Origin of the sequence: Saccharopolyspora rosea (assembly GCF_025643595.1) — a bacterium.
Taxonomy (GTDB): domain Bacteria; phylum Actinomycetota; class Actinomycetes; order Mycobacteriales; family Pseudonocardiaceae; genus Saccharopolyspora; species Saccharopolyspora rosea.
In genome coordinates this window covers 3,790,791-3,816,895 of the sequence record NZ_CP102826.1, presented here as the reverse complement: position 1 = coordinate 3,816,895, position 26,105 = coordinate 3,790,791, and the positions used below count along the sequence as shown (strand labels likewise).

The window sequence follows — 26,105 nt, the reverse complement described above, 5'->3', positions numbered from 1 at the left end:
CCATCACGACGACGAACCGAGGAGCGGCCATGTACCTGCCGAAGCACTTCGAGGTGTCCGAAGAGGACACCGCTGCCCTGCTGCGGAAGGGAGGATTCGGCCACCTGGTCACCCCGGCTCCGGACGGCGGCATGGAGGTGACCTCGTTGCCGCTGCTCTACGACGCCGACCGGCACAGCCTGGTCGGGCACATGTCCCGGCCGAACCCGCATTGGCGCTGCACCGCCGAGGCGGAGTCGGTGGTGATCATCCCCGGTGTCGACGCGTACGTGACGCCGGAGTACTACCCGAGCAAGCAGCGGACCCACAAGGTCGTTCCCACGTGGAACTACCAGGTCCTCAACGTCTTCGGGCAGTTGCGGGCCCACGACGACCGGGACTGGCTGCTCGATCACGTCACCGAGCTGACCGACCACCACGAGAGCACACGTGCGACGCCGTGGAAGGTCACCGACGCTCCGGAGAAGTTCATCGCGGCGCAGCTGAGGGGAATCGTCGGCATCGAGTTGTCGATCACGCGCGTGGTGGCCAAGGCCAAGCTGAACCAGAACCGCACCGCCGAGGACCGCACCGGTGTCATCCGCGGCCTGGAGCAGGGCACCCGTCCCGAGCAGGAGACCGCCGCGCACATGGTCGCCATCGGTCTGGACGACGGGGGCAGGGCGACGTCATGACGACTGCGGCCGAACCGGTCCGGGTCGGGCGCGCCCGCGGACGGATGATCACCGACCGCTGAACGTCCCGCGGGGCCGTCGCCGGTCCGCAACGGGCCGCGTCACGGGGTTCCCCGTGATTCGAACGAGCTGAGCGTGACGTCGTAGTCGGCGCCGACGTCGAACATCGACGCCATCCAGTGGTAGAAGTTGTCCCCGCGCTCGCGGAGCTGCCGGTACAGCTCGGTCATCAGCTCCCGGCGCACGTCGGCCAGGTCCGGGTCGTCGATCCGGTTCACCAGCTCGTGCGGATCGTCGCGCAGGTCGTAGAGCTCGTTGACCGACTCCGGGTTCACCACGAGCTTGTGCGTCCTGGTCCGCAACATCCGCTGCGGGTACGGGAAGTGGTGCCCGTGGAACTCGGCGAGCACGGTCGGCCGCCATTCCGGGCGTTCCCCGGCGACCAGCGGCAGCAGGCTGCGGCCGTCGACGGCGGGTTCGGTGGGCAGGCCGGCGATGTCCAGGATGGTCGCGGTGAGGTCCGTCAGCGTCACGAACTCGTCGCGGACCTGGTGGCCGGGTCCGCCCGGAATCCGCGCCAGTGCGGGGATCCGGTAGATCTCGTCGTACATCGCCGGGCCCTTGTCGTGCAGCCGGTGGGCGCCGGTGAACTCGCCGTGGTCGGCGGTCATCAGCACGGCGGTGCGGTCGGCCAGCCCGAGGCGTTCGACCGCGTCGAGGATGCGCCCGATCTCGTGGTCGATGAGCGTGGTGTAACCCCAGTAGGCGGCGATGAGCTTGCGGCTGGTGGCCTCGTCCAAGGTGTCGAAGGCCCAGTGCGCGCTGTAGTTGCGTTGCACCGGCGGCTTGTTGGCGAAGGTCTCGCGCACCGAGGGCGGCAGCTCGATGTCGTCCGGGTCGTGGAGGTCGAAGTACTCGTCCGGCAGGATGTAGGGCAGGTGCGGGCCGAAGAAGTGCGTCGCCAGGAAGAAGCGGCGCCCGCGGGAATCGGCGGCGAATCGTTCGAGCATCTGGATGGTGCGGGTGGCCAGGTAGTGCTCGAAGGTGGCTTCGAGGGGCTGGTGCAGCCGCGCCGCCAGGAGGTTTCCCGGGCCGCCGTGGGGTGCGACTCCCCGGATCGGGTCGCTGATCCGGTACGGCGGCAGGTCGTGTTCGTCGAGGTAGGCCAGGTAGTCGGGATGGTCGATCGGGTTGTGCCAGCCGGGCAACGTCGGCCCCTCGAAGCCGTAACTGGCCGCGGTCCGGCGCACGCCGCCGTGCCACTTGCCCACCAAGCCGAGCCGCCAGTCCGCCTCGCGCAGTGCCTCGGCGAAGGTGAACTGGTCGTCGGCCAGGTCCTCCAGGTAGCCGACGTTGCGTTCGTAGTTGGCCAGCAGCCGGTGCCGGAACGGTGCCGCACCGGTCAGCAGGCTGGCCCGCGCCGGGGTGCAGATCGCCGTCGGGGTGAACGCGTGCGTGAAGCGGGTCCCGGTCTCGGCCAACCGGTCGAGGACCGGGGTCCGCGCGACCGGGTTGCCGTAGCAGCCGAGGGTGGAGATCGAGTGCTGGTCGGTCATCAGGAAGATGATGTTGTCGGTCACGTCGTGTCATCCCATGCTTCGTGCTCGGTCACCGTTGCTCGCCGCGTCGGCGGCCAGGCGCGCGTGCACGAGAGCGCCGCGCGCGCCCGCCGTGTGGTCGTCATGAGCGGGTCGCACGGTCAGTTCGGCCGCGCACCAACTCGGTGCCACGTCGCGGACCAGCTGCTCCAGCAGGTCGAGGAATCCCGGTAGTCGGGCGACCCGGCCGCCCACGACCACCACCGACACGTCGAGCACCGCCAGGACACCGGCCAGCGCCTGCGCGGCGGCGCCCGCCGCTTTCCGCAGCGCCGCTGCGGCGTCCGGGTCGTGCGCGCGCAACCGGTGGTCCAGTGCGGCGAGATCCGCGCTGCCCGTCGCGGCGAGCAGCGCGGGCAGCGACGCCACCAGTTCGACGCAGCCGCGCCCGCCGCAGGCGCAGCGCGGCCCGGTGGGGTCGACGCACACGTGTCCCAGCTCGCCCGCGGTGCCCCAGCTGCCGGACACCAGCGAACCGTCGACGACCACACCACCGCCGACGCCCTCGTCCACGCGCAGGTAGGCGACGTCCCGGTCGTCCGCGGCCGCGGTCTCGGCGAGTGCCGTGTAGCGCGTGTTGTTCTCCACCCGCACCGGGACGCCGAAGCGCGCGGTCAGCTGCGCGGCGACCTCCGCGCGGTCGCGGGTGAACCGGGCGAGCGCCAGGTCGGCGGAGCGGCCCTTGCCGGTGAACTTCGGGCCGGGCGTGCCGGCCGCGACGCCGCGCACGGTGCTCAGGTCGAGGCCCTGCTCGGCCGCGACCTCCGCCAGCAGGGCGAGGGCGGCCTCGGTGCGGGCGAGAATGCTGGTGCGCGCGGGGATGTCGCGGTCCGCCGTCGCGATCACGGTGTCGGCGCCGTCGGCCACGGCCACCGCCAGGTGCGCGCGCCCGATCTCGATGCCGACCAGGTCGGCCCGGGATTCGTTGATGCCGACCAGCATCGACGGTCGTCCCCTGGTGCCGCCCGCAGCGTTCGGGGTCTCCCGGATGCGGCCGTCGGCTGCCAGGGCCGCCAGGGCACCGGAGACCGTCGCCCGGGAAAGCCCGGTCTCGGCGACGAGGCGTCGGCGGGTCATCGGCCCGTGCCGGCGCAGCGCCGCGATGATCGCGGCCCGGGAGGCGACCGAGCCGGCACGCCGCGCGTCACCGCTCGTTGTTCCGGCGATCTCGCGCCCTCCCTCCGACTCCGGCCCCGGCGGGCAGATTATGTCCACCGAGCGGCAGAAACAAGCTGTTACATGCAACCCGATCGTATCTTTTTGTCGTACTGATTGACATTAATCACTGCGCTGGTCGACACTCGCTGGCACGTCCCAGGCGAGCACCGCGACCGTCGGAGGCCACTGATGAAACGAGCGACCTCCTTGCGCGGAGAACCCTTGCGGGAGGCCGACGAACGCGGCAGGCGTCGACGACAGCGCGGTGCCAGCGCGGTGGCCGCGCTCGCCGCGGTGCTCGTCGGCTACGACATGGGTGTCATCTCCGGCGCCTTGCTGTTCATCACGCCCGAATTCCGGCTGTCCTCCTTGCAGAGCGGTGTCGTGGTCACGGCGCTGCTGGTCGGGGCGGTGGTCGGTGCGACGGCGGCCGGGTGGGTGGCCCAGGCGATCGGTCGCCGCGCCGCGCTCCTGATCACCTGTCTGGTGTACGTGGTCTCCAGCGTGCTGATGGCCGTCGCGCCCGGCTATGCGTGGCTGCTCGTCGGACGGGTGCTCGCGGGCCTGGCCGTGGGCAGCACCCAGAGCACGGTGCCGACGTACCTGTCCGAGCTGGCCCCCGCCGAAACCCGTGGCCGGCACGGTTCGGGAAACCAGCTCATGATCGCCACGGGCATCCTGGTCTCGGCGATCATCAACTACTTCTTCTCCAGCGAGTTGTCGTGGCGCTGGTCGCTCGGCCTCGCGGCGATCCCCGCCGCGCTGATCGCGCTGGCCCTGCTCCGGCAACCCGAAACGCCCCGCTGGCTGATGCTCCGGGGACGCAGCGAGGACGCGCGCCGGGTCCTCGATGCGCTGCTACCGGCCGAGGAGGCGCAGCGCGCCTTCGACGAACTGGACGCCACCCACCGCCGGGGTGGCATCGAGGCGTCCTCGCTGACCTGGCGGGCGCTGCTGCGCTCCCGCGCACTGCGCCGGGGGCTGGTCGTCGCGACGATCTTCGCGATGGCGCAGCAGCTGGTCGGCATCAACTCGATCGTCTACTACGCGCCGACGATCCTCACCAAGGTGGGCTTCGGGACCCAGGCGGCGTTGATCAACACCGTCGGGTTCGGCGTGCTCTCGGTCGTGATGACGCTGCTGTGCGGATACGTGGTCGACCGGGTGGGGCGGCGCCCGCTGCTGATCGGCGGCAGCATCGTGCTCGGTGTCGCGATGCTGAGCGTGTGCGCCGTGTTCTTCTTCGACCTGCTGGGCACGTTCGCCGGGCAGAGCATCAGCCTGGCCATGCTCTCGATCTTCAAGGCCGCCTACTCGCTGACCTGGGGTCCGGTCGTGTGGATCATGCTCCCGGAGCTGTTCCCGCTGCGGGCCCGCGCATCCGGCGTCTCACTCGCCACCGGCGCCCAGATCCTGGTCACGGTGTTGCTGACGCTGTACTTCCCGACGCTCATCGCGCACGGCGCCACCGGGATCTTCCTGTTCTTCGGCCTGTTCGGCCTCGCCGCGGCGGTGTTCGTCGCGCGGCTGCTGCCCGAAACCAGCCGTCAAAGCCTCGAATCGCTCCACGCGCCCGAAACCGGGCAATCGCGGTGACACCGCGGAAACACGACCGCGACCACTGTGGACTCGATCGCGCTGCGCACGCACGGTCTCGACACCGACGGGGAGTGAGCCGTGCGGCGGGCTCAGCTCGACCGCAGGCCGCGTCCCGGATCGCGGCGGCGATCGCCGGGACGAGCATCCTCGCCGAGGAGCCGTGGCCGACGGGACGCGCCCGGTCGGGCTGCGGGCGCTGTCCCCGCCGGCCCGGGGATGTCCACAGAGGCCGGATCACTGGCCTCCGAAGTGATCCGGCCCCGACCGCCTGGTGCTCGCGGTGGTGCCGCGGTGCACGGCGGCCCGCCGGTGGGGAGGTCCGGCAGGCCGGGAGGGATCTCAGTTGTTCGCGAGGAAATCGGCGACCAGGCGGTTGAACTCGTCCGTGTGCTCGATCATCGCCCAGTGCCCGCAGCGGTTCAGGACCACGAGCCGGGAATCGGGGATGAGCGAGAGCAGCATCATCGAGTGCTCGTAGGAGACGACCCGGTCGTCGCGGCCGTGGATCAGCAGCGTCGGTACGCGCACCTCGCGCAGGTCTTCCAGGCGGACCCACTTCGGGATCGGGGTGCCGTGGGGCAGGCCGGCCAGGTAGTTGCGCAGGTGGTCGGTGCGCGCCTTGGCCGCGTCCGACCGCGCCGCGAGCAGCTCGGGAGTGGCGAACCGCTTGTCGTAGACCATGATCTCGATGAGTCTGCCCATGTTCTCCGGATTCGGGTCCTGGTAGGTCTCGATGAGCACCTTCAGGCCCTCGCTGGGCCCGTCACCCGGGCCGAACAGTTTCGGTCCGGGCGTGGGCGGGCCCATCGTGACGAGGTGCGAGATCCGGTCCGGGTGTTCGGTGGCGAACCGCATCGACGTCGCTCCGCCCATCGAATTGCCGACGAAAGCGGCCTTTTCGATGCCGAGGGTGTCGAGGAACTGCAGCGCGGCTTCGACGTGGTCGAGCTGGTCGACGGTGGCGGCGTCGGACTCGCCCCAGCCCGGCATGTCCACGGCGTAGACGTGGAACTGCCGGGCCAGCGCCTCGATGTTGCCGGAGAAGTTGCTCCAGCCGGTGGCTCCGGGTCCGCTGCCGTGCAGCAGCAGCACGGGGTGGCCTTCTCCGGCCTCGTGGTAGTGCAGCTTCCAGTCCGCGGTCTGCACGGTGCGGCTGGTTCCGGCCTGGGTGATCGGCATGGTGATGTCCTTGTGCGAAGGGTGGGGGCAGCTGGCGTCGGGAGGTCCGCTGGCGGCAGCCGGCGGTCAGGGCTGCAGCAGCTCGGCGACGACCTGGGGCGAGCGGTGGCCCCAGGTGCTGAGCTGGTGTCCGCGCTGGACCTCCCAGGTGTCGTCGTCGATGATCAGGCCACCCCAGCCGTACTCGATGTCGAAGCCCGAGGGCGTGCGGACGTAGAAGCTGAACATCTGGTCGTTCGGGTGCATGCCCAGGGTCATCGAGAAGGTCTGCTTGGCGTCCATGCACCGGTCGTAGGCCAGGCCCACGTCGTTGATGTCGGCGACCTCGATCATGAAGTGGTGCATCCGCTTGGGAAACGGCATGGCCGCCCACGCCACCGAGTGGTGCCGACCGTTGCAGTGCGTGAAAACGGCGTCGGCGAACACCCCCGGCGCGACCTCTTCGGTGAGGTAGTCGGTGATCGAGAAGCCGAGGATGCCGTACCAGTCCAGGATCACCTGGCGATCGGCGCGCTCCATCAGGAACTGGTGGCCGGCACCACCTTCGGCGGTGACGAAGCTCGACCGCAGCACGCCGGACGAGAAGGGGGTCTCGGCGTCGGCCAAGCCGACGAACAGCTCGACGCGGTTGCCGGCCGGGTCGGTCGTGACGACGACGCGCCGGACCCGGCGGGCGGCGGCCAGCCCGGGCCCGCCCTCGGTGACCTCGGAGCCGGCGGCGCGCAGGTTCGCGACGAGGGCGTCGAGGTCGGCGTCGGTGGCGCACTCGAAGCCGGTGAAGGCCAGGTCATCGGCCTCGCCCCGGACCAGGATCCAGCGGTGCGCCTTGTGGTCCATGCGCAACGCCAGGGTGTCGTCGGTCCTGTCGGCGACCTGCAAGCCCAGCAGCTCAGCGCTGAAGTGTTCCCAGGCGTCGAGGTCGCTGGCCTCGACGCCGACGTAGCCGAGCTCGGTGACTTTGGACATCGTCGTTCTCCTTCATTCCTCCGGGCAGGGGGTCAGGCGGGTGCGGCGAGGCCGCTGACATCGGCGGCTGCCACGAACTTGTCGGGGCGCACGGCGACGGCGCGAACGCCGAACCCGCGCAACCAGGGGCGGATCGATTTCTCCACGTCGACCAGCTCGTCGGGGCCCTCGGTGTACCCGTCCTGCGGGCGGACCGCGATGTAGCGGGCCCCGAGCGCGTCCCAGTCGGCTTTCTCCTCCGGGGTCAGCAGCGTGGCCGGGTCGACGTCGTCGCCGAGCAGCGCGAAGCTGTCGCCGAGCAGGTCGTCGAGCCGCGTCTGCACGCCGCGGGTGTTGCAGACGGTCGGCTGGGGCACCATCTGGCCGACGACGCCGGAGCCGTCGGCCGGGCCCCGCAGCCAACCGGCGACCAGGAACGGCGGTGCGCTGAGCGGAACTCCGCCCTCGACGGAGGAAACGCGGAACGCGCGCCGCTCTTCGGCGGACATCTCCTGCTTGATGAGGCGCCCGAGGTCGACGGCCAGCTGGGTGAACATCGCCGCGTTCGGGCGGCGCTCGGCCTCGTAGGTGTCCAGAAAACCCTCGGCGAGCCGACCGTTGAGCACCCCGGCGAGTTTCCAGCCGATGTCGAAGGCGTCCCGGATCCCGGTCTGCATGCCGGCCCCGGCCCACGGCGGCATCAGGTGCGCGGCGTCGCCGACGAGGAAGGTCCGGCCCACCCGCCAGGTCTCGGCCATCCGGGTGTGGTGGCGGTAGAAGGCGTGCTGGTGGATCTCGACGTCTTCCTCGCTGACACCGAGCTTTTCCAGCAGCGGCCAGATCTGCTCGTGGGTGGCGAAGTCGGCCTCGCACTCGTCGGGTTTGAGCGGGATCTCCCAGCGGTGGTTGCCCTGCGCGAGTGCGATGTCGACGACGGGCCGCTCCTCGTCGGACCAGAAGGTGAGGATGTCGCGGTCGGGCCACCAGCGCTTGACGCGGCAGTCGATGACGGTCCACAGCACGTCGAGGGTGTCGCCGAGCAGTTGCACGCCGAGCTGGCCGCGCGTGCGGCTGCTGCCGCCGTCGCAGCCGAGCGCGTAGCGGGCGCGCGTGGTCCGGGTTTCACCGGTGGCGGTGTCCTCAGTGGACACGGTGACGCCGGTGTCGTCCTGGTCGAGGGAGCGGACTTCGACGCCGCAGCGCACGTCGAGCCCGTCGTACCGGGCGGCGCACGCGCGCAGCTGCGCTTCCATGGTGGGCTGGTAGATGTTGAACGATCGCGCTTCGGCACCCAGCGTCGACGGCGGGTGCTCGACCCGGAAGATCTCCTCTCCGTCGTAGGTCAGCCAGCGCAGCGCGCGCTGCGGGTCCATGTCCTTCTTGACGACCTCGTCGACACCGAGGTTCTGGAAGATGCGCATCGTCCAGTCGTTGACCGTGACGGCCCGGGCGCGCGAGTAGATGTCGTGGTGCCGTTCGAGAGCGATGGTGGAGATGCCGTGCTTGGCGAGGGTGAGCGCTGCGGTGACGCCGCTCGGGCCGTAGCCGATGATCACGACGTCCGCGTCGTACTGCTCGGTCATGCGCTGAGCTCCGTTGCTCGGCCGCACCGGGGTGTGGGCTGGTCGGCAGGGGGCGCGTGGGGGTGTCCCCGGTGCCTCAGCCGGCCAGTTTTGGACCGGTCGTTCGGTACATTAGTGAGCAGAGTTACAAACGAGCCCGGCAGTGTCAATGACCGCGCCAGCAGGTTCTGGCTGGTGGAATCGCGTGCGGTTCTAGACTGACCGCATGGAAAGCGCTGTTCGCAACGGGAACCGCCGTGGCAGGCGATCTCGCCAGGAGATACTCGACGTCGCCGCCCGCGTGATGGCGGCCCGCGGGTACGCCGCCACGTCGATATCCGTGCTGGCCGGGGAGACCGGCTTGCCGAAGAGCGCCTTCTACCACCACTTCGAGTCCAAGGCCGGGCTGCTGTCCGCGGTGATGGCGCGCGGCGCCCACGAATTCTTCGACGCGATGCGCGAAGCGCACCGGAACCCGCCCGAGGGCGGCACCCCGCGCGAGCGGTTGGCGTGGTACCTGCACAGGACCAGCGAGACCTTCGCGGACCACCAGGACTTCCTGCGGCTGCTGCTCGCCCTGGTGATGACCAACGAGGCGGCCGAGGCGCCCGAGGTGCTGCAGACCATCATCGACGTGCGCAACGAGGGCCGCGACTACATGCGGCACATGATTCACTCGTCGTTCTCGGTGGCGGGGGAGGACGTGGCGAGCGCGATCGCCGACGAGCTCGCGCACTTCGCCATGGCCGCGTTCGACGGCACCTTCGTGTCGTTGCAGTCGGCGGACGGCAAGTCCGGGGGCGAACTGATGCGCCTGCTCGGCGACGCGATGGCCGCCATCGGCGAGGCGCGCGTGGCGGCCGTGCGCGCCGCGGCGAAGTCCCGGCGCAGGACCGCTCGCAAGTCGTAGCGACGCCGCATCGGACCCGGAGCCGCGGCCGGCAGGACCGCGGGATCCCGGCCTCAGGACGGTCGAATCCTGTTGGTGCTGCGCGAAATCCGCTGTCCGACCGCGGTCGCCAGGCCAGCGTGCGGTCCTCGTCCGCGCGGTGGACGCGCCGTCCGCTCAACGGCCGCCGCGGAGCAGTCGGGCGGTTCTGGCGATGAGGCGGCGGCCGCCGGGCCAGCAGCGGGCCGCGTCGTAGGCGCGGCGAAGCCACGGGGAGGCGATGAGTTCGACCGGTGCCGGGAACCGGTAAGGCGTTCCACCGAAGTCGAGTTTGAAGCTGTCGTGGGAGGGGATTCCCGCGCGGTTCCCGTCGGCCGCGGCGCCCAGCGACACCTCGTTGAGACCGCCGAAATCGAACCAGCGGTAGCCTTCGGCCTTGGCCCACCGCATGGCCTCCCAGTGCAGCACTCCCGGTGCGCCGACGCCTGCCACATCGCGGTCCCGGTCGAACCCGGTCAGGCGGTACTTGACCGTGTCAGCGCACAGCGTGTAGAGGTGGCTGGCGACCGGGACGCCGTCGATCTCGCCGATGAACAGGGTGACGTGGCCGGTCGCCGCGAGTTCCCGGTAGAGGGCGGCGAGGTAGTCGGTGGACAGCGGGTCGAACCCCTGACGGGCAGCTGTGCAGACCATCAGTTCGGAGAGGACGGGCACGTCCTGCTCGTCGCCGATGCGGACCTTCAACCCCCTGGACTCCCAGCGGCGGTTCTTGGCGAAGCGGCTCAGTCGGTGGTTGCGGAGTCCTTTCCGAAGGCCCTCTTCGTCGATCGAGAGGTCCACGCGCACCGAGCCGATCGGGGCGATCCCGGCCGTGGACCGGCGGAACCCGGCACGGAGCAGGATCGGGACGATGCCGTCCGCGCTTTCCGGCGGCTGCACGAACAGCATGATCAACCGATTTTTGGCCAGGGTGGCCAGTGCCCGGCCGAGGACTTCGAGGACGTGCTCCCGCTCGGGCCCTGCTGCGGCGACCACGGGTCCGTAGGGGAGGTAACCGATCGCGCCGATTCCCGGGAGCCGGCGGACGAGGATCTGCGCGCCCGCCACGAGAGTTGTGCCCCGGTGCACGAAGACGTGGAGCCGTCCGAATCCAGCCGTGCTCCGGACCCGCGCCCACGCGTGGAGCTGGCTGACGTCGCTGCCCGGCGTTTCGGCGACGAGGCGGTCCCAAGCGCGGAGAGCGGCTTGATCGGCTTCGGCGACCGCCACGGCCGACACCGAGCCCTCGATCCATTCTGTCGAGGTCATCCTGCAACTCCGTGTCCGATCGCGCGCGGAGTGATCTCGTACATCCTGGTCGAGTTCGACCGGGACCACTCGGCTGTGGGCCGCATCCCGCGCAGTCGTCGGACGACGCGTGCCCTTCCCGTCTCCAGCAGGGCACGTTCCTCCACGGGGTTGACGTAGACAACGCGCACTGTGCGCGGGGCGCGGTCGACCGACTCGACAATGCGCTGCAGGACGCGGGCGAAGATGCTTCCGGTGAACGGGTTGTGGAAGAACGCGATCGTCATGTCGTCAGGGATCTCGTAGTCGAGCGCGTCGCTCTCCACGAAGGAGACTTCGGCGCACCGCAGCCGGTGTGCGTTGCGCGCCACGTTCGCGCGCGCGATTCCGACCAGACGGCCCGACAGCTCCACCCCTATGACCTTCTTGCACGGGTACCTGGTTGCGGCCTGCAGTACCACCCTTCCCATCCCGGAACCGAAGTCGACGAAGACGTCGTGCGGGCCCACCTCTCGGGCGGGCAGGATGCGCGGGAGGTTGAGCCAGCCGGTGGCCTGGTAGCGAATTCGCTCGTGAGCCGGGATTCCCAGCTCGTCGAGCTCGATGACGGGCGATGTGCGCACGTCGTAGCGGCGTTCGAAGAGAGTGTCGGCGACGGCCCTGCGGATCCAGAGGTACGGCGCCTTTGCCAAGGTCGCGATGTGGATAGCCATGGTGGTCTCGCGCTTCCTGTGAATTTCCCCTCGCCCTCCGGGAATCGTTGCCGACCTGCGAGGAGTCGGCACGGCAAGGCACCCCGGCGGGTGACCGGCGCGGTCGCGGCGGACAGCGACCGCGCACCTGGCCGGGACCTCGCAGGCGAACACCGCACTGCGCTTCGGAACGCGGACCACACGGGATTGGCGACCGCCCGCCGCCGGCTGAGCACGTCGAACGCGAGTGGGCCCGGGGGTGTTCCGGTGCGGCGACGGTGGTGTGCACTGCGCGGGCCGGTACGGTTCTGGGCTGTTCCGGTCCGAAACTGGTGCGGGTGGGTGCGTGGAATGCGGCCAGAACAGTCGGCGCTGATCCCGGCGCGGCGGCGGAGAGCAGCCGTCCTCGTAGCCGGGGTCTGCGTGCTCGTCACGGCGTTCCTCGGCGTGTGGTATGCCGACAGGGACGACCCCGGGCGGCTCGATCGTGCGGTGCTGGGGCGGCTGGTGGAGTGGTTTCCCGGTCATCTCGGTGTGCTGGACGTCCTCGCCGCGTTCGGAAGCGCGGGGCCGGCGCTGGCGACGACGGCCGTCGTCGCCGGCGTGGGCTACCTCGACCGGCGCTGGACCTCGGTGCTCCTTCCCGCGATCGCGGCACCGGCGGCCGTGTCGGTCACGGAGCTGCTCAAGCCGGTCATCGGACGAACCATCAACGCGTACTGGGCCCTGCCCAGCGGGCACACGACCGCGATCGTCTCGTTGCTCGTGGCGGCATTGCTGGTAGCGAGGCGGAACCGGCGGCGTGCGAGGTTCGTCGGAATGCTGGTGGTGGTGCTGCTCGCGTTCGGGTTGGTGGGCATGGTGCTCGGGTTGGTGCGGCTCGGCTTGCACTACGCCACGGACATCGTGGCCGGCGGATGCGTCGGCACGGCGGCCGTGCTGCTGGTGGCACGCGGGCTGGACGCCCTCGATCGCCCTGAACCAGGAGCGTCCTCGCTGCGGTGATCGGGCGCCGCGCGTCCGCTCTCGGAGCAGCGACGGAGCACTTCGGCCGGCGCCAACGGATTCGGCTGTCCGTCCGAGGAACACCTCCACGTGCCGGATGCGCGTCGCTTCGCGGGCGGTCACAGCCGTTCCACCTTCGCGTCGCGGAGGCGGTTCCGGGTGTCCAGCACGTGGTCGGCGTGCGGTTCCAGCAATGCCCAGTCGAGGACATCGTGGTCGGTCAGGACGATGACCAGGTCGGACCGCGAGACCTCGGCGGCATCCAGCGGAACGAGCCGCACGTGCAGCGGGACCTCTTCAGCCGCGACCAGGGGGTCGACGGCGCGCAGGTCGGCGCCCAGGCGGTGGAGGTGCTTGGCGACCGCCATCGCCGGCGAGTTCCGCGCGTCGCCCGAGTTGGCTTTGTAGGAGAGACCGATCAACAGGATGCTGCTGCCGTTGACCGACTTGTGGTGCCGGTTGAGGTGCTCGGTGGCACGCGAGACGATGTAGTCCGGCATGCGATCGTTGACGGCGTTGGCGATGTCGACGAACTGGAACGCCTTGCCCAGGGAACGACGCACCTGCCACGCCAGGTACGAGGGGTCGATGGGCAGGCAATGTCCGCCGACGCCCGGTCCTGGTGAGAAGCGCATGAACCCGAACTGTTTGCTCGCCGCCGCGTCGATGACCGACCACACGTCCACGCCGAGCCCGTGCGAGTACATGGCGAGTTCGTTGACCAGGGCGATGTTGACGTGCCGGAAGGTGTTCTCCAGGAGTTTGGCGAGTTCGGCCTCCCGCGTTCCGGGCACCGGGACGGTGCGTTCGACGAGGCGGTCGTAGAACCGGCGGATCGCATCGAGCGAGGTCTGGTTCACACCGGACACGATTTTCGGCGTGTTGTGGAACTTCCAGGTGGGATTGCTCGGGTCGATGCGTTCAGGGCTGTATCCGACGTGGAAGTCCGTTCCCGCTCGCAGCCCGGAACCGGCTTCGAGGATCGGTGCGAAGACCTCCTCCGTCGTGCCGGGATAGGTGGTGGATTCGAGAACGACGCAGCAGCCCGGTGTGACGTGCGTGGAAAGCATTCGGGCCGCGTCCTCGATGCAACGCAGGTTAGGTGCCCCGTCGTGCAGCGGCGTGGGTACGCACACCGAGGCGTGGTCGAACCCGCTCAGTTCCCTGTGGTTGCTCGTCGCGCGGTAACGTCCCGTCGCCAGTGCTGCTGCGAGCCGCGCGTCGTCCACGTCGTCGATGAACGATTTGGCCCGCGTGAGCAGTTCGACGCGCTCCTTGTCCACGTCGAACCCGATGACGTCGAGGCCCACCTCACAGGCGCGCATCGCCACGGGAAGACCCACGTAGCCCTGGCCCACGACGACGAAGCGTGCGGGATCAGCGGACATTCCGACCACCTCTTCCGGGCGTTCCTGTTTTCCTTCGGCGGACATGTGATGGCACGCTGCGTGGCCGACCTCGATCGCTCATCTCGCTGGCCACCTGGACCGGCTCTACGCTCGTGCGCATGAGTGCTGCTGGGCGAAGTTCCCATCTGGCGAGCCCGTGGGCAATCGTGGTTGCTGGAGCGGTCGCCGTCGCGCTGCTCCTCAGTGCGTGCTCCGGGCAGGGCCGCCCTTACGAGCGTCCGACCTCGGCGAGTGCGTCGGGGTGCACGGTCACGGTGACGAATCCCCGTGATGCCCAGGCGGCGTTGGACCGGGCCGCACCCGGCGACGTCGTGTGCTTCAGCGGTGCGGGCATGGCCGACGCGGATCTGGTCGTCAGGAAGTCCGGAACGGAGCAAGCGCCGATCACGCTGCGCGGCGCGGGGGTCGCGGTGCGGTCGGTGCAAGTGAAGGCCGATCACGTGGTCGTCGACGGATTCACCGCGGAAGGCGGGGTCGGGTTGCAACTGCAGGGCAACGGGCTGACCGCCCGCGGCAACACGGTGCGCAACACCACAACGGACGCCATCTCCTGCGACACGCGCCGGGACTCGCTGCTCGACCACAACACTGTCGTGCGCGCGGACGGCAGCGGCATCCTGATCTCCGGTGAGCGGATCACGGTTCAGCGCAACGACGTGAGCGGCTCGGTGAAGAAGAACTCCGGCGACGCGGACGGGATCCGCTTCTTCGGGCAAGGGCACCGGATCGCGGACAACATCGTGCACGACATCAGCATGGACGGGTACTCCGATCCGCCACATCCCGACTGCTTCCAGACCTTCGACAACAGCGCACCATCCACATCGGACATCACGATCTCCGGTAACAGGTGCACCGGAGTAGGACAGCAATGCCTGATCGCGACTGCGGTGCAGGCCCACCAGTCCCACGGGATTCACTTCGTCGGGAACATCTGCAGCATCGGTGCTTCGCAGGCGGTCCTGTTGGAGTGGTTCCCGGACGTCGAGGTCCGGGACAACCAGATCGGCGGCACGAAACTCGAACGCGGCATCAGCCTGATGAACGGATCGGTCAACGGGAAGGTCGTGAACAACAGGTTCGTGCGAGGCGGCTACCCCTTCTTCGAAGCCGACGATAGCTCCAAACCCGGTCTGCAGCACCAAGGGAACACCGTGATCGACTGAGCGCATCGCGACTCCTAGCAGAACAGCCGGTACAGCACGGAACCGGCCGCTCCGGTGACGTCGTCGGACACCGACTCGTCGGTGAGCAGCCTGGTGATTTCGCGCAGCAACACGTCCACATCGGACTTGCCAGGTTTTGGGCCCTGTGCGGAGCGAAGCACGACGACCCGCTTCTCGTCCGTGGCGTACTTGCGCTTGAAGCGCAGGAGCCCCGGTTGGTCGAGGTCGCTGACCCCCAGTCGACCAGGCTCAGCCCGCGCTCGGCGGCCCATCGGATTCCGGCCCAGTAGATCGCGTCGTTCGGCCGCAGCTGCAGCCGGTCCTGCAGCGATGATCCGAACTTGTAATGCAGCGTGTCGTTCCACTGGAGGAAGACCGCCGCGGCGATCGGCTCTGATCCGGCTCGCGCGGTGATGGTCACCACGGCGTCGGCGAGCCGGAACCGCGCCCAGATGTTCTCGAAGAACTCCAGTGGCTGGGCGAGCATCCGGTACTTGTGCTTGCGCAGCAGCACCTGCATGCGGTGGAATTCGCGCATCGCTTCGACACCGGTGTCGGTGACCACGCTGAGTCCGTTCCGGCTCGCCGCGGCGATGTTGCGCCGAGCACCGGGGGAGAGCCTGCGGTGGATGTCGGGGAGCGGCGCGTCCAGTTGCGTGCCATGCCAGGCGAGCTGTTCGGTTTGCAGCAACCTCGGATCCTGCGCGGGAACCGCGGAATGCAGGCAGCGCAACGACAGAGGCGTGTTCTCATCGAAGATTCCTGCCGTCAGGGCGCGCCAGGTGGAGTAGTCGGAGGCGATCGGGTCCGCCCAGTCCGAGAACGGCAGACTGCACAGGCGTTCGCCGCGCACGTCGACGACGTGGACCCAGGCGAAACCGCCGATCGGCTTGCCGCCGGACTCGATCGCGATCCTCGCACGAGGGGTGAAGCCGTAGGTACGGCTGATCGCCTCAAGCCAGGGCGGGGAGACGAACACGCTACCTCCCGGCCCTGCGGCCAATTCGGCCCACCGGACGTCTACCGAGCGTCGACGATGACGGGCGAGGTGCTGAGCATGGTGGTCTCCGCGTGCCAGGAAAGCTGGAACGGTTGCGGTTCCTGGCAAGTCCGCACCGCGGTGGACCGAGCCGCGAGCAGGTCGTCGACCGTGATGGCTCCGATCTCGCGGTGGTGCACCAGCCCGCGGCGGTGTAGTTCGGTCGCCAGCTGCCGCTGGTGGTCGTCCACAGCCTCGCCGAACCTGCGTTCCCGGGTGACGACGAGAGGCGCTTTCCCCGCCCCGAAGGACAGCAGCGCGGAACCGGTACCCGCGTGGCTGACCACCAAGTCGGCTTCGGCCAGGGCCTCGGCGAGATGGGTGATGGGCAGGAACGGCTTGGTTTGGATCGGCAGGTCGTCGACCGGCGCCGGTCCTGTTTGCCACAGCACCTCGACGGGCAGGCCGGTGGCGCGGTGCAGCTCTCCGTCAGGTGCGAGCAGCGGCACCAACGACTCGATCAGTCGCCGGAAGGGGTACACCGACGCGCCGACGGTCACCACCACGCGCACCAGGTCACCGAACGGCCGGTCGATCCGCACCGGACGGTAGATGTCGAACTGACTTCCTCCGTAACCCCAACGACCTCCTGCCAAGTGCGGGTATTGGGTGTAGACCCGGACCCCTGGAACCCAGCGGAGCACCCTTCCCGTCAGAGAGGGCCCGTTCACCCGCGCGGCGCTCTCGATGTAGTGGCACTCCACTCCGCGAGCGGCCAGGTAGGGCAGGAAGCCGAGGGCGATGCCGGAACCGGTGGAAACCGCCCGGGTGATCCCCCGCTCCCGCCACAACCGATGGGCGATCGGCGCGCACCGCAACACCCCGCGGATGCTGCGGCACCCGACCGGCCTGACGTACTCGACATCGCGGCCCGCTAGCAGCGACGTGCTCTGCTCGTTGCGGCTGGTGACCCACAACGCGGGGCCGTCGCAGGGAATCCGTTCGGACAGGTTCTTCAACTGGGCCAGGTGACCGCCGGTGGTGGCCACGAACAACGTCGTCATCGGGCACCATCCCCGCGCAGCATCGACGGCAGGGTGCGGGCGAGGATGCGCAGATCGGTCGGCAGGCTGCGACACCGCAGGTATTCCAGGTCCAGGCGAAGCATGTCCAACGTGCTCAGTCGGCTCCGACCGCTGACCTGCCACAGGCCGGTGAGACCCGGTTTCACCGCGGTCCGGGCGGCGTACTCCGGGGGGAACATCGCGGCCTCCCACTCCAGGCACGGCCGCGGGCCGACGAGCGCCATGTCTCCGCCCAGCACGTTGAGCAGCTGCGGCAGCTCGTCGAGACTGGTGCGCCGCAACCACGCGCCGATCGCGGTGACGCGCTGATCGCCGTGCAACTTGAAACTGCCGTCCGCGGAGGTGTCTTCGCCGCGCAGTTCACGCTCGATCAGCTCGCGCAGCGGCTCGTCGCTGCAGCCCTCCCGCATCGTGCGGAACTTGTACAGGATGAACGGTTTTCCGTCCTGTCCCACCCGACGTTGTCGGAACAGCGCGGGTCCGCGGCTGGTGAGGCGGATCACCCCCGCGGTGACGAGCATCGGCAGTGCGAGCACGGCCAGCGCGGCGGCCGAAAGCGCCACGTCCAGTGCGCGCAACACGGCCATTTCCCACCCGGGCAACCGGCGCACGCCCGTCGGAACTCCTCGCCGTCGTGGCGCGGACGTGGACCGCCTAGACGGTGCGAGACCGCTCGACAGCAGGATCTTCAGCGGTGTTCCGATCATCAGCAAGCCTCCGCGACGTGATCGCCAGAAGTACGAAGAGCAGATCGCCGAATCCGCGCACGACCAGGTGGATGTCGATGAGCGAGAGGACCACGACCATCCACCAGGCGATTTCCAAAGTCGCCGCGCACGCCCCCAACGCGTCCGGGCGTTCGCCCAGCCGCCTGGTCTCGCGCAGCACTGTGACCGACAACCACGCGAACGCGGCGAGCAACGGGATACCGCCCACCCACAGGAAATCCAGATAGCCGGATTCGAGGTAGATCACGTTCCGCCAGGTCTCCGGTGCCGGCAGCACCGAATTCGGCGAGACACCCAGAACGAAGTGGAAGTCCCCCAAGCGCGGCAGGTAGAAGCTGGTGAGGTTGTCCCAGCGGCCCAGCCAGCTGCGGGGGAGGGCATAACCCTGGGCGAAGTCGGCCATCCTGCCCAGGAACGCGGGCGCTCCGACGACCGCAGCAAGGCCCGCCAACGGCAGGAAGCGCGCCGCCCGCCGACGCACCTGGGGGAAACGACGCAGGATGAGCACTGCGGCGACCACCGCGGAAATCCAGGTCGAGAACTGGCCGGAAGCCAGCACACCGGCCGCGAGCACCAGGCCCAAGCCGATCCGTTCCCGGCGGCCGAGCATTTCCCGCGTGCCGCAGCACAGCAGCAGAGCGAGCCCCGCGATGATGTAGTCGCCGGTCGCGATCGACGACCCGAGAGTCGCCGAACCGCGATCGCTGGCCCCGCCGGCATCGACCTGCCACAGCGCCTTCAGCAAGGTCAGCACCGGTCCGAAGCCCAGGGTCTGCAGGACCGCGACGGCGGCCAGCCCGCCGGCAGGCCAGACGATCAGCCGGATGCACCGGCGCCGCTGCTGGTCGGTGTGCACGGTCAGCCGCACGAGCAGGAACAGCGCGGTGAGCTTGAGCACCGGCAGCACCGCCGCCAGATCGGATCGCTGCGGCGCACTGCCGCGCAGCATGAGCAACGCGAGTGGCCACACCGTGCTGAACAGCACAAAACAGGCGAGTGGTGCGTCGATCGGCTTCAGGCGCAGCGGGATCGCGTCCCCTCGCAGCAGCCGCACGTAACCACCGACGCACGCCCCGGCCATCAACAGGACGAGGAGAGCCTCGTTCGGCCGGACTCCCGGCACGAGCGTGTCGCGGCCGATGCCCGCGACGAAGGGCAGGACCAGCAGGTAGGCGTAGACCGCGAAGACCGGGCGATAGGCGCACGCGCCGAACAGCAACACCGCCAGCAGGACCGCGGCCACCACCGGACCAGCCAGCCCGGCCACGAGTCCGGCCAGCACCGCGCACAGGACACCGCGGACCACGACCAACGCGTCACCGAACTGCCCCTGGCCGCGCAGGCAGTCGTCTTGACGGGCCAGCACCGCTTTCACGGCCGCCACCCCGACCAGCCGACTCGCACCACTGCGGCGTAGACGGCGACCGCGGCGAGCCCGCAGCCACCCAGGAGCACAACCGACCAGACGCGTTCGGCACCGCCGGCCGTCAGCAGCCACCGGCCGAACGCCACGACGGGCACCATCGCGAGCGCGGCCAGGAGCATGCGAGCGAGCTGCCCGAGGTCGATCCAGCGTTGCGTCCGCAACGCGGCTCGAAGGCCCGCCAAGACCACTGCGGCGCCGGCCAGCTCACCGGCCAGCAGACCCGCGCAGAGCACGACCAGCCGTGACTGGCCGTCGGACAGCAACAGCGACGCGGCGGCGACGGCCAGCGTCGCAGCCAGCAACGCGTAACTGGCGTGCCGTGGGCAGCGAGTGTCGAGGTGCGCGAACAGGGCCTGCCTGCCGACCATGTGCACGCCAGCGGCGAGCTGGGCGACCGCGATCACCGCCAAGCACGCCGCTATCTGGTCGATCAGCGGTCCGGAGTGCAGTTCCCCGTTCGCCAGCGCCCCGGCGAGCGGATGGGCGAGCCCGGCCACCAGCAGCAGCGGGGGCATGCTGATCATGGCCGCGAACGTCAACGCCTGCCGCCAGGACGCGGCGAAGGCGCTCTGGTCGTCGCGCGCCGCCGCCGCCGACATCCCGGGCAAGACCACGGTCGACACCGCCCGCGCCCCCAACGCGGTCGGGAGCTGCATGACCGCGTACGCCGTCTGCACCACCAGGACCCCGCCGGGAACGGTCGACGCGACGGCCAGGACGACGAACAGCGCAGCGGCGGGAGCCAGGGGAACGCTGAGCGAGCTCCGCAGCCGCCGCAGCGCCGCCACGGCCTCCGGATCTCGCCTCCACCGCAACGATGGACGCAACGGCAACCCGGCACGGGCTGCCCCGAACAGCTGGAGACCGGCGTGCGAGGCGACAGCGAGCGTGCTGCCCGCACCGAGGAAGACGATCGCGTCGGTCGGAACTTCGGCGACTTCCAGCCCGGCCCCCCAACGGAGGCCCATGGCGACAACGACGCCGATGAGCACGACGTTCTCCACCGCGGGAGCCACCGCCGCCAGAGCGAAGCGTTCCCGCGCCTGTTGGGCGGCGGCCCCCAGCGCCGCGGCGGTGTAGAGCACGGTCTGCGGCGCGACCAGCAGGACGAGGACCGCGGCTGTGTACTCGGTCTGCTCCCGAAGCACCGGATCGGTGATCCCGAGGCCCAAGCACCACGCGAACACCGGAGCGGCGAGCGCGACCACACCGGCCAGCGCGGCCGAGGCGGTCAGCACGAAGCCGCTGACGCGGCCGAGCATCCTGGTCGCCACCTCGGGGCCGCCATGCGCCAGCGCGTGCACCACGGACGGGACGACCACCAGCGCTAGGGCCTGGCCTGCGATCACCGTGTAGATGAAGTTGGGGACCAGGTTCGTGGTGACGAACGCGTTCGCGAAGTACGTCGGCCCGAACACTGCCCCCAGGACGATCACCCGGACCAGCCCGGTCACCCGGCTGACCAGGACCCCGCCGGCGACGACCGCGGAACGTCGCACCGTCCTCCCCGTCGCCGACCGGGGCGCCTCGGGCTGGAGAACGGCGTGGGCGCTCATCGCATGCTCCACCGGCGGACGAGCACTGCGGCGGTGACGGCCGCGACGAGAACTCCGGCCAGCACGCCTGCCGCCAACGCGAACAGCGGTCGTGGACTGACGGCGTCCGGTACCCCGTACGGAGGCACCACGACCTTCGGCGCGGAACGACTGAGCTCGGCAACGCTGAGCTGGTCGGCCTGCGACCGCAGCTGCTGCTCGCGCTGCGAGAGGGACTGCACCTGGGACTCGGCCACGGCGAGCGCGGACGAACCGGGAGCCGAAGTGGCGCGCTCGCCTTCGAGATGGGCGCGCGCCTGCGCGAGCTGCCCCTGGACCTCGGTCAGTTGGCTGTGAACGTAGCCCTCCACTTCGGACGAGCTGTTGGTGGTGGACACCTGCAGGTAGCGATCGACGATCTCCTGAGCTCGACGCTGCGCGACATCGCGAGCACCTGCCCTCGCCTCCACCTGGATGACCTCACTGCTGTCCAGCAAGGACACCGTGACCTGCTTTTCCATTTCCTCCACGGGAATGCGTTCCTGCGCGGCCACCGGGGCGAGCACCTGCCTGCTCCGCAACAGCACCAACTGGGTCGTCAGGCTGCGGTCCTGACGCAGGAAGCCGGTCGGCTTCTCCTCGCTGATCTCGAAGAGGACCTGAGCCCGCGCCGCGTACGTCCGGGGCCACAGCAGCGCGCTTCCGAGCCCGGCGCAGGAGCCGATCAGCACGATCAACAGCGATACGAGGAGCAGTCGGCGCTTGTTCGCCAAGACCGCTGACCACGCCCGGCTCCGGTTCTCGGGTGCCTCCAGGGCGGCGTCGTCCGCGAGTCGTCGCCCTGCGAAGGAGGACTCCGGTGGTCGGGGCGGTGTCAAGCGCAGTTTCGAGTGCTGGGGCGGTGTCGCGCTGGTGTGCTTGGTTTCGGTCAAGGCCGAGCTCCTCGCAATGTTTCACAGACCCGCGCGATATCGGTGTCGCGCAGTGTCGGGGACATCGGCAGGGACAAGATCTGTTCGGCCGCCTGTTCGGCGACCGGAAGGCGTCCGCCGTACTCGGCGAACGCGGGCTGCCGATGGCACGGGACCGGGTAGTGCACGCCCCACCCCACACCGGCAGCGGTCAACGCCGTGCGCGCCTGCTCCCGCACCGCCGTGCGAACCACGGCGAGGTGGTGCACGTGTTCGGCGGCGGGATCGGTGCGCACCGGCTCGAACGACGGCGGCAGCCACGCCCGGTAGCGGTCCATGAGCTCGCGGCGGCGACTGTTCTCCGCGTCGAGGCGCGGGAGCTTCAGCGCCAGCGCCGCGGCCTGGATGCTGTCCAGCCTGCTGTTGCGGCCGAGCAGTTCGTGGCGGTGCCGATCGCCCTCGGCGCGACCGTGGTTCGCCAGCCGGCGAACCCGATCAGCGAGTTGGACGTCGTCGGTCATGACGGCACCGCCGTCGCCCAACGCACCGAGGTTCTTGCCGGGGTAGAAGCTGAATGCCGCGACATGGCCGATGCTTCCGGCCCGCCGGCCGGAGTGGCGCGCCCCGTGGGCCTGCGCCGCATCCTCGATGAACGCCAGCTTGTACCGTTCGGCTACCGCGGAGACCGCGGGAACGTCGACCATCTGCCCGAACAGGTGCACTCCGATGACCGCGGCGGTACGCCGGTTCACCGCGTCCGCAGCCGCCGCAGGATCGAGCAGGAGCGTGTCGGGGAGAACGTCGACGAACCGCGGTCGCGCTCCGGTCGCGCAGATGGCTTCCGCAGTGGCGACGAAGGTGTTGGTGGGGACGATGACCTCGTCGCCACGACCGATTCCCAGCGCGGTCAGGGCCAGCTCGATGGCATCCGTCCCGTTGGCCACGCCGATGCAGCACCGCGCACCGCAGAAGTCGGCGAATTGGCGCTCGAACCGCTCCACCTCGGGCCCGCCTACGAACTTGCCGTGCCCGATGATGGCCTTCCAGGCCAATTCGAGATCGACCTGGAGATCGGCGTTGACCGCCACGAGGTCCAAGAACGGGATCGCTGTCGACTTCATGGCGTTACTTCCCCGGAACCGACCGGGCCGGCTAGCTGTCGGGTTGCCCGGATGCCCGGAGCGCGGCGCTGGGTCGGGATGTCCGGCACCTTCACCGGTCGTCCGGTGGCCTGAGCCAGGTCCGAGGCGCTGAGAACCCGGACCACCTCCAGGCCGCTGGAGCCGGGTGTGCTCGGGGGACGTCCGGTTCGGATGCAGTCGATGAAGTGGGTGTCCTGCACCAGCAGTGGTTCCCGGAACACCACGTGCGGGGAGACGATGTCACCGGACCGGTACGTGACCGGCATGGCGTGCGCGTCCGCCGGGTCATCGATTTCCCTTGGGGCGACACCGATGTCGTAGACGCGGATGCGGTCCTCGTCGGACGTGTCGTCGTAGACGGCCATCTTCCGGTCGCCGACCACCGTCACGCGCCGGACCTTCTGCGGGTTCAGCCAGCTGACGTGCACGAACGCGTAGGTGCCCGATTCGGCCAGTTCCAGCCGCAGGTGCGCCACGTCCGCGTGCCGTCCGCCGACGTGGTGGTGCGCCCACGTCGTCACCGTAGTCGGGTTCTCGCCCATCAGGAACGAGATGATCGACAGGTCGTGCGGCGCGAGGTCCCAGATGACGTTCACGTCGTGCTGGTAGAGGCCCAAGTTCAGCCGCGCGGTGTCGATGTAGAGCACCCGCCCGAGATCGCCGGAAGCGATGATTTCCTTGAGCTTGCGCACCGCGGCGTTGTACTCGAAGGTGTGCCCCGCCATCAGGGTCACGTCATGCGCGTCCGCGGTGTCCACGAGCGCGCGTGCGTCCTGGACGGACGTCGCCAGAGGCTTCTCGACGAGGGTGTGACAACCGGCGAGCACCGAGCGCAGCGCGATTCACGCATGGCTGGCCGGTGGTGTCGCAACCACCACCGCGTGCGCCCGGGGCAGCACGTCGTCGAGGTGCGTGGTGACGTCCACCGCCGGGAAGTTCCGCTTGGCCTCGGCCAACCGCCCGCGGTCCTGGTCGACGACCATCACCTCCACGTCGGGAACCGTGCTGAGCACCCGCACGTGTTTCGAGCCCCAGTAGCCGTACCCCACGACGGCGACGTGGACGACGTCGGATGAAGTCATGACATGTCTCCAGCGGCAACGACGGGCAATGGAGGTCCTTGCAGGAAATCGTTGGTGGAGTGGCCAAGACTCGCGCTCGCCGAGCACACCAAAGTGCAGACGCGACAAGCCGATTGAGCGTCGGTGTGTGCGGCGTTCGGCGCACCTGCCGGGAAGTGGTTGCGCAGGCACCGTCAGTTGCGCGTCGCCTGCCGGGTGGACGGGCGAAGCGCGCTGTGAGCAGACGAAAAAATGAACAAGCGAAACGTTCGCGATTCGCGTTTCGCGGATGCGGATCCCGTTCGGGCTGATCAAGCGCCCGATTCGGGTGAGCGCGAGTTGCGGCGGCCGCTCAGGAGCGGATCAATGGCGGCGGAGCGCACGACCCCGATCAGTGAGGAAGAGCATTGGGCGCGGACAGCACGGAGATCCGGTTCTACGGACACGCCTCCATCTACGTGAGCACACCGACGGCTTCGTTGGTCACCGACCCCTGGTTCTCGTCCCGAGGAGCGTTCCTGTCCGCGTGGCACCAATTCCCGCGCAACGACCACCTCGATCTCGAACCCCTGCGCGAGGTCGACTACGTGGTTCTGTCGCACGAGCACCGAGACCACTTCGACGTCGACTTCCTGCGCACGATCAGCCCGCGGACGAAGATCATCATTCCCAAGTACACCGACACCTACCTGCGCGACGAGCTGCTCGCCACCGTTTCCAACGAGGTCGTGGTCGCAGCATCACACGAGAAGATCCAGCTGTCCGAGGACCTCGCACTGACCCCGGTGGTGCAGTCCGTGCCGATCTGGGACGACTGCACCCTGATGATCGAAACGCCGCGCGGCACCATCGCCGACGTCAACGACATGAAGGTCTCGGGCAGGGACCTTGCCTGGATCCGTCGCGAATTCGACATCGACTACCTGTTCGTCCAGTACTCGGGAGCCAACTGGCACCCGCACGTCTACGACTACGATTCCGAGCGCAAGCGCGAGATCTCGCGGCACAAGCGGCGGAACAAGTTCGCCGCGGTCGGCAAGAACTTCGCCGCCTCGGGTGCGCGGTGGTTGGTGCCGAGCGCGGGTCCGCCGTGCTTCCTGGACCCGGAGCACTTCGAGCTGAACTTCGAAGAGGACTCGATCTTCCCCACCCAGCTGGAGTTCTACAGGTACGCCCAGCGAGAGGGCTTCGCCGAACGGACGATCATCCTGCTTCCAGGCGACCTGCTGGAGGACAAGTCCGATTACGGGACCGACAACGAACGTCGGCTGCAAGCCGCCTGCTTCACCGACAAGCGGGCATATCTGGAGCGATACCAACGAGATCGGCTGCCGTTGATCTCCCACGAGCTGGCCGCCATCCCGCCCGCCCCGGAATCCCTGGAGGACAAGCTCCGCGCTCATTTCCAGCCGCTGGTGTCCTCCTCGGCGTTCTTCCGCCGGAAGATCGACGGTCGGGTACTGGTGGAGACCACGGGGCCGAACCCGGAACGGTTCGTCGTCGACTTCACGAGGAACCGCGACTCGGTGTACCGGTACGCCGGCGAGGATTGCTTCTACACCCTCCGCATCGAGGACCGCCTGTTGAACCTCGTGCTGGACGGGGAGCTCAGCTGGGAGGAGCTGCTGCTGAGCCTGCGCGTCGGCGCCAGCCGCACCCCCGACGAGTACAACGAGTTCCTCGTGGTCTTCCTCCGGTTCGCCAACCCGGACAGCTATCGAGCCTATGCCCGTTACGAGAGGCAGAAGCAGCTGGGTGAACGAGCGATCGTCGAAGACGGGGGAGTGCGTTACGAGATCCAACGCTACTGCCCGCATGCGATGGCCGACCTGACCCAGGGGCAGATCAGCGATGGCTGTGTGGTGTGCCCCGGACACGGGTGGAAGTTCCGGCTCGACACCGGGGAATGCACGAGCAACGCGGCCACCATCGCGGTTCGCGCCCTCCCGGACCTCGAACGCGAAAGAGTCGGCATCGGTCAGGAGTCCGAACATCCGGAAGGTGCTGCTGACGGGCCGATTCCGGCACAGGAGACACCGAATCGGACATCCTGACCGTGCTCACCGGTGGACACC

At 69.1% G+C, this 26,105-nt stretch carries 22 protein-coding genes and 1 pseudogene; 6 read left to right on the top strand and 17 right to left on the bottom strand.

The window, feature by feature from the left end; genetic code table 11:
• Positions 1-29 precede the first annotated feature (29 nt).
• Positions 30-674 carry an FMN-binding negative transcriptional regulator gene (locus NV263_RS17815; RefSeq protein WP_263247443.1) on the top strand — a complete coding sequence of 215 codons (645 nt, stop codon included), beginning with the start codon at positions 30-32 and terminating at the stop codon, positions 672-674.
• A gap of 101 nt (positions 675-775) precedes the next feature.
• Here NV263_RS17815 and NV263_RS17810 read toward each other — a convergent pair whose 3' ends face one another.
• Together NV263_RS17810 and NV263_RS17805 are read right to left on the bottom strand one after the other, a co-directional pair.
• The gene (locus NV263_RS17810; RefSeq protein WP_263247442.1) at positions 776-2,254 is read right to left on the bottom strand and encodes a sulfatase-like hydrolase/transferase; all 1,479 of its coding nucleotides are present in this window, start codon (positions 2,252-2,254) and stop codon (positions 776-778) included.
• A 6-nt stretch (positions 2,255-2,260) separates the two neighbouring features.
• Positions 2,261-3,487 (bottom strand): ROK family protein, encoded by a 1,227-nt coding sequence (locus NV263_RS17805; protein ID WP_263247441.1) that lies wholly within the window; start codon positions 3,485-3,487, stop codon positions 2,261-2,263.
• Between the two features lie 132 nt (positions 3,488-3,619).
• On the opposite strand from NV263_RS17805, the gene NV263_RS17800 reads away from it, so the two are divergent.
• Positions 3,620-5,026: a sugar porter family MFS transporter gene (locus tag NV263_RS17800; protein ID WP_263247440.1), complete on the top strand. Its 1,407-nt coding sequence runs from the start codon at positions 3,620-3,622 to the stop codon at positions 5,024-5,026.
• A gap of 342 nt (positions 5,027-5,368) precedes the next feature.
• Here the strand turns inward: NV263_RS17800 and NV263_RS17795 are convergent, their stop codons facing one another.
• The 3 genes from NV263_RS17795 to NV263_RS17785 form a co-directional block, all read right to left on the bottom strand.
• The gene (locus tag NV263_RS17795) at positions 5,369-6,208 is read right to left on the bottom strand and encodes an alpha/beta fold hydrolase (RefSeq protein WP_263247439.1); all 840 of its coding nucleotides are present in this window, start codon (positions 6,206-6,208) and stop codon (positions 5,369-5,371) included.
• Positions 6,209-6,274: 66 nt separating this feature from the next.
• Positions 6,275-7,174 carry a VOC family protein gene (locus NV263_RS17790; RefSeq protein ID WP_263247438.1) on the bottom strand — a complete coding sequence of 300 codons (900 nt, stop codon included), beginning with the start codon at positions 7,172-7,174 and terminating at the stop codon, positions 6,275-6,277.
• A gap of 32 nt (positions 7,175-7,206) precedes the next feature.
• Positions 7,207-8,736 carry a bifunctional 3-(3-hydroxy-phenyl)propionate/3-hydroxycinnamic acid hydroxylase gene (locus NV263_RS17785; RefSeq protein ID WP_263247437.1) on the bottom strand — a complete coding sequence of 510 codons (1,530 nt, stop codon included), beginning with the start codon at positions 8,734-8,736 and terminating at the stop codon, positions 7,207-7,209.
• A gap of 205 nt (positions 8,737-8,941) precedes the next feature.
• On the opposite strand from NV263_RS17785, the gene NV263_RS17780 reads away from it, so the two are divergent.
• Positions 8,942-9,625, top strand: coding sequence for a TetR/AcrR family transcriptional regulator (locus NV263_RS17780; protein WP_263247436.1), 684 nt, complete (start codon positions 8,942-8,944; stop codon positions 9,623-9,625).
• 156 nt (positions 9,626-9,781) lie between these two features.
• Here the strand turns inward: NV263_RS17780 and NV263_RS17775 are convergent, their stop codons facing one another.
• Positions 9,782-10,912, bottom strand: a complete 1,131-nt coding sequence (locus tag NV263_RS17775; RefSeq protein ID WP_263247435.1) for a lipid II:glycine glycyltransferase FemX — start codon at positions 10,910-10,912, stop codon at positions 9,782-9,784.
• Positions 10,909-11,604, bottom strand: coding sequence for a class I SAM-dependent methyltransferase (locus NV263_RS17770; protein ID WP_263247434.1), 696 nt, complete (start codon positions 11,602-11,604; stop codon positions 10,909-10,911). Before NV263_RS17770 ends, NV263_RS17775 begins: the two co-directional genes overlap by 4 nt.
• A gap of 330 nt (positions 11,605-11,934) precedes the next feature.
• On the opposite strand from NV263_RS17770, the gene NV263_RS17765 reads away from it, so the two are divergent.
• Positions 11,935-12,588 carry a phosphatase PAP2 family protein gene (locus NV263_RS17765; RefSeq protein ID WP_263247433.1) on the top strand — a complete coding sequence of 218 codons (654 nt, stop codon included), beginning with the start codon at positions 11,935-11,937 and terminating at the stop codon, positions 12,586-12,588.
• A 119-nt stretch (positions 12,589-12,707) separates the two neighbouring features.
• On the opposite strand, the gene NV263_RS17760 is transcribed toward NV263_RS17765, so the two are convergent.
• On the bottom strand, positions 12,708-13,976 hold the full coding sequence (locus NV263_RS17760; protein ID WP_263247432.1) for a nucleotide sugar dehydrogenase: 1,269 nt from the start codon (positions 13,974-13,976) through the stop codon (positions 12,708-12,710).
• On the opposite strand from NV263_RS17760, the gene NV263_RS17755 reads away from it, so the two are divergent.
• Positions 13,958-15,163: a right-handed parallel beta-helix repeat-containing protein gene (locus NV263_RS17755; RefSeq protein WP_263247431.1), complete on the top strand. Its 1,206-nt coding sequence runs from the start codon at positions 13,958-13,960 to the stop codon at positions 15,161-15,163. The two genes, NV263_RS17760 and NV263_RS17755, sit on opposite strands and share 19 nt — an antisense overlap.
• Here NV263_RS17755 and NV263_RS17750 read toward each other — a convergent pair.
• The 9 genes and pseudogenes from NV263_RS17750 to NV263_RS17710 form a co-directional block, all read right to left on the bottom strand.
• Positions 15,051-16,142, bottom strand: coding sequence for a GNAT family N-acetyltransferase (locus tag NV263_RS17750; RefSeq protein WP_263247430.1), 1,092 nt, complete (start codon positions 16,140-16,142; stop codon positions 15,051-15,053). The genes NV263_RS17755 and NV263_RS17750 overlap by 113 nt on opposite strands.
• A gap of 41 nt (positions 16,143-16,183) precedes the next feature.
• Positions 16,184-17,206: a glycosyltransferase gene (locus tag NV263_RS17745; RefSeq protein WP_263247429.1), complete on the bottom strand. Its 1,023-nt coding sequence runs from the start codon at positions 17,204-17,206 to the stop codon at positions 16,184-16,186.
• Positions 17,203-17,838 (bottom strand): sugar transferase, encoded by a 636-nt coding sequence (locus NV263_RS17740; protein ID WP_263247428.1) that lies wholly within the window; start codon positions 17,836-17,838, stop codon positions 17,203-17,205. Before NV263_RS17740 ends, NV263_RS17745 begins: the two co-directional genes overlap by 4 nt.
• Before the next feature lie 43 nt (positions 17,839-17,881).
• Positions 17,882-19,198, bottom strand: coding sequence for a hypothetical protein (locus NV263_RS17735; protein ID WP_263247427.1), 1,317 nt, complete (start codon positions 19,196-19,198; stop codon positions 17,882-17,884).
• A gap of 128 nt (positions 19,199-19,326) precedes the next feature.
• Positions 19,327-20,937 (bottom strand): murein biosynthesis integral membrane protein MurJ, encoded by a 1,611-nt coding sequence (gene murJ, locus NV263_RS17730; RefSeq protein ID WP_263247426.1) that lies wholly within the window; start codon positions 20,935-20,937, stop codon positions 19,327-19,329.
• Positions 20,934-21,848, bottom strand: a complete 915-nt coding sequence (locus tag NV263_RS17725; protein WP_263247425.1) for a GumC domain-containing protein — start codon at positions 21,846-21,848, stop codon at positions 20,934-20,936. Before NV263_RS17725 ends, murJ begins: the two co-directional genes overlap by 4 nt.
• Entirely contained in the window at positions 21,845-22,948 is a 1,104-nt protein-coding gene (locus NV263_RS17720) for a DegT/DnrJ/EryC1/StrS family aminotransferase (RefSeq protein ID WP_263247424.1), read from the bottom strand. Before NV263_RS17720 ends, NV263_RS17725 begins: the two co-directional genes overlap by 4 nt.
• Positions 22,945-23,694 (bottom strand): Gfo/Idh/MocA family protein, encoded by a 750-nt coding sequence (locus tag NV263_RS17715; RefSeq protein WP_263254251.1) that lies wholly within the window; start codon positions 23,692-23,694, stop codon positions 22,945-22,947. The genes NV263_RS17720 and NV263_RS17715 overlap by 4 nt, the downstream gene beginning before the upstream one ends.
• Positions 23,695-24,051: pseudogene (locus NV263_RS17710) on the bottom strand (Gfo/Idh/MocA family protein); the annotation flags it as partial.
• Positions 24,052-24,437: 386 nt separating this feature from the next.
• Here NV263_RS17710 and NV263_RS17705 point away from each other — a divergent pair.
• The gene (locus NV263_RS17705; RefSeq protein WP_263247423.1) at positions 24,438-26,084 is read left to right on the top strand and encodes an MBL fold metallo-hydrolase; all 1,647 of its coding nucleotides are present in this window, start codon (positions 24,438-24,440) and stop codon (positions 26,082-26,084) included.
• The last annotated feature ends 21 nt before the right edge of the window (positions 26,085-26,105 follow it).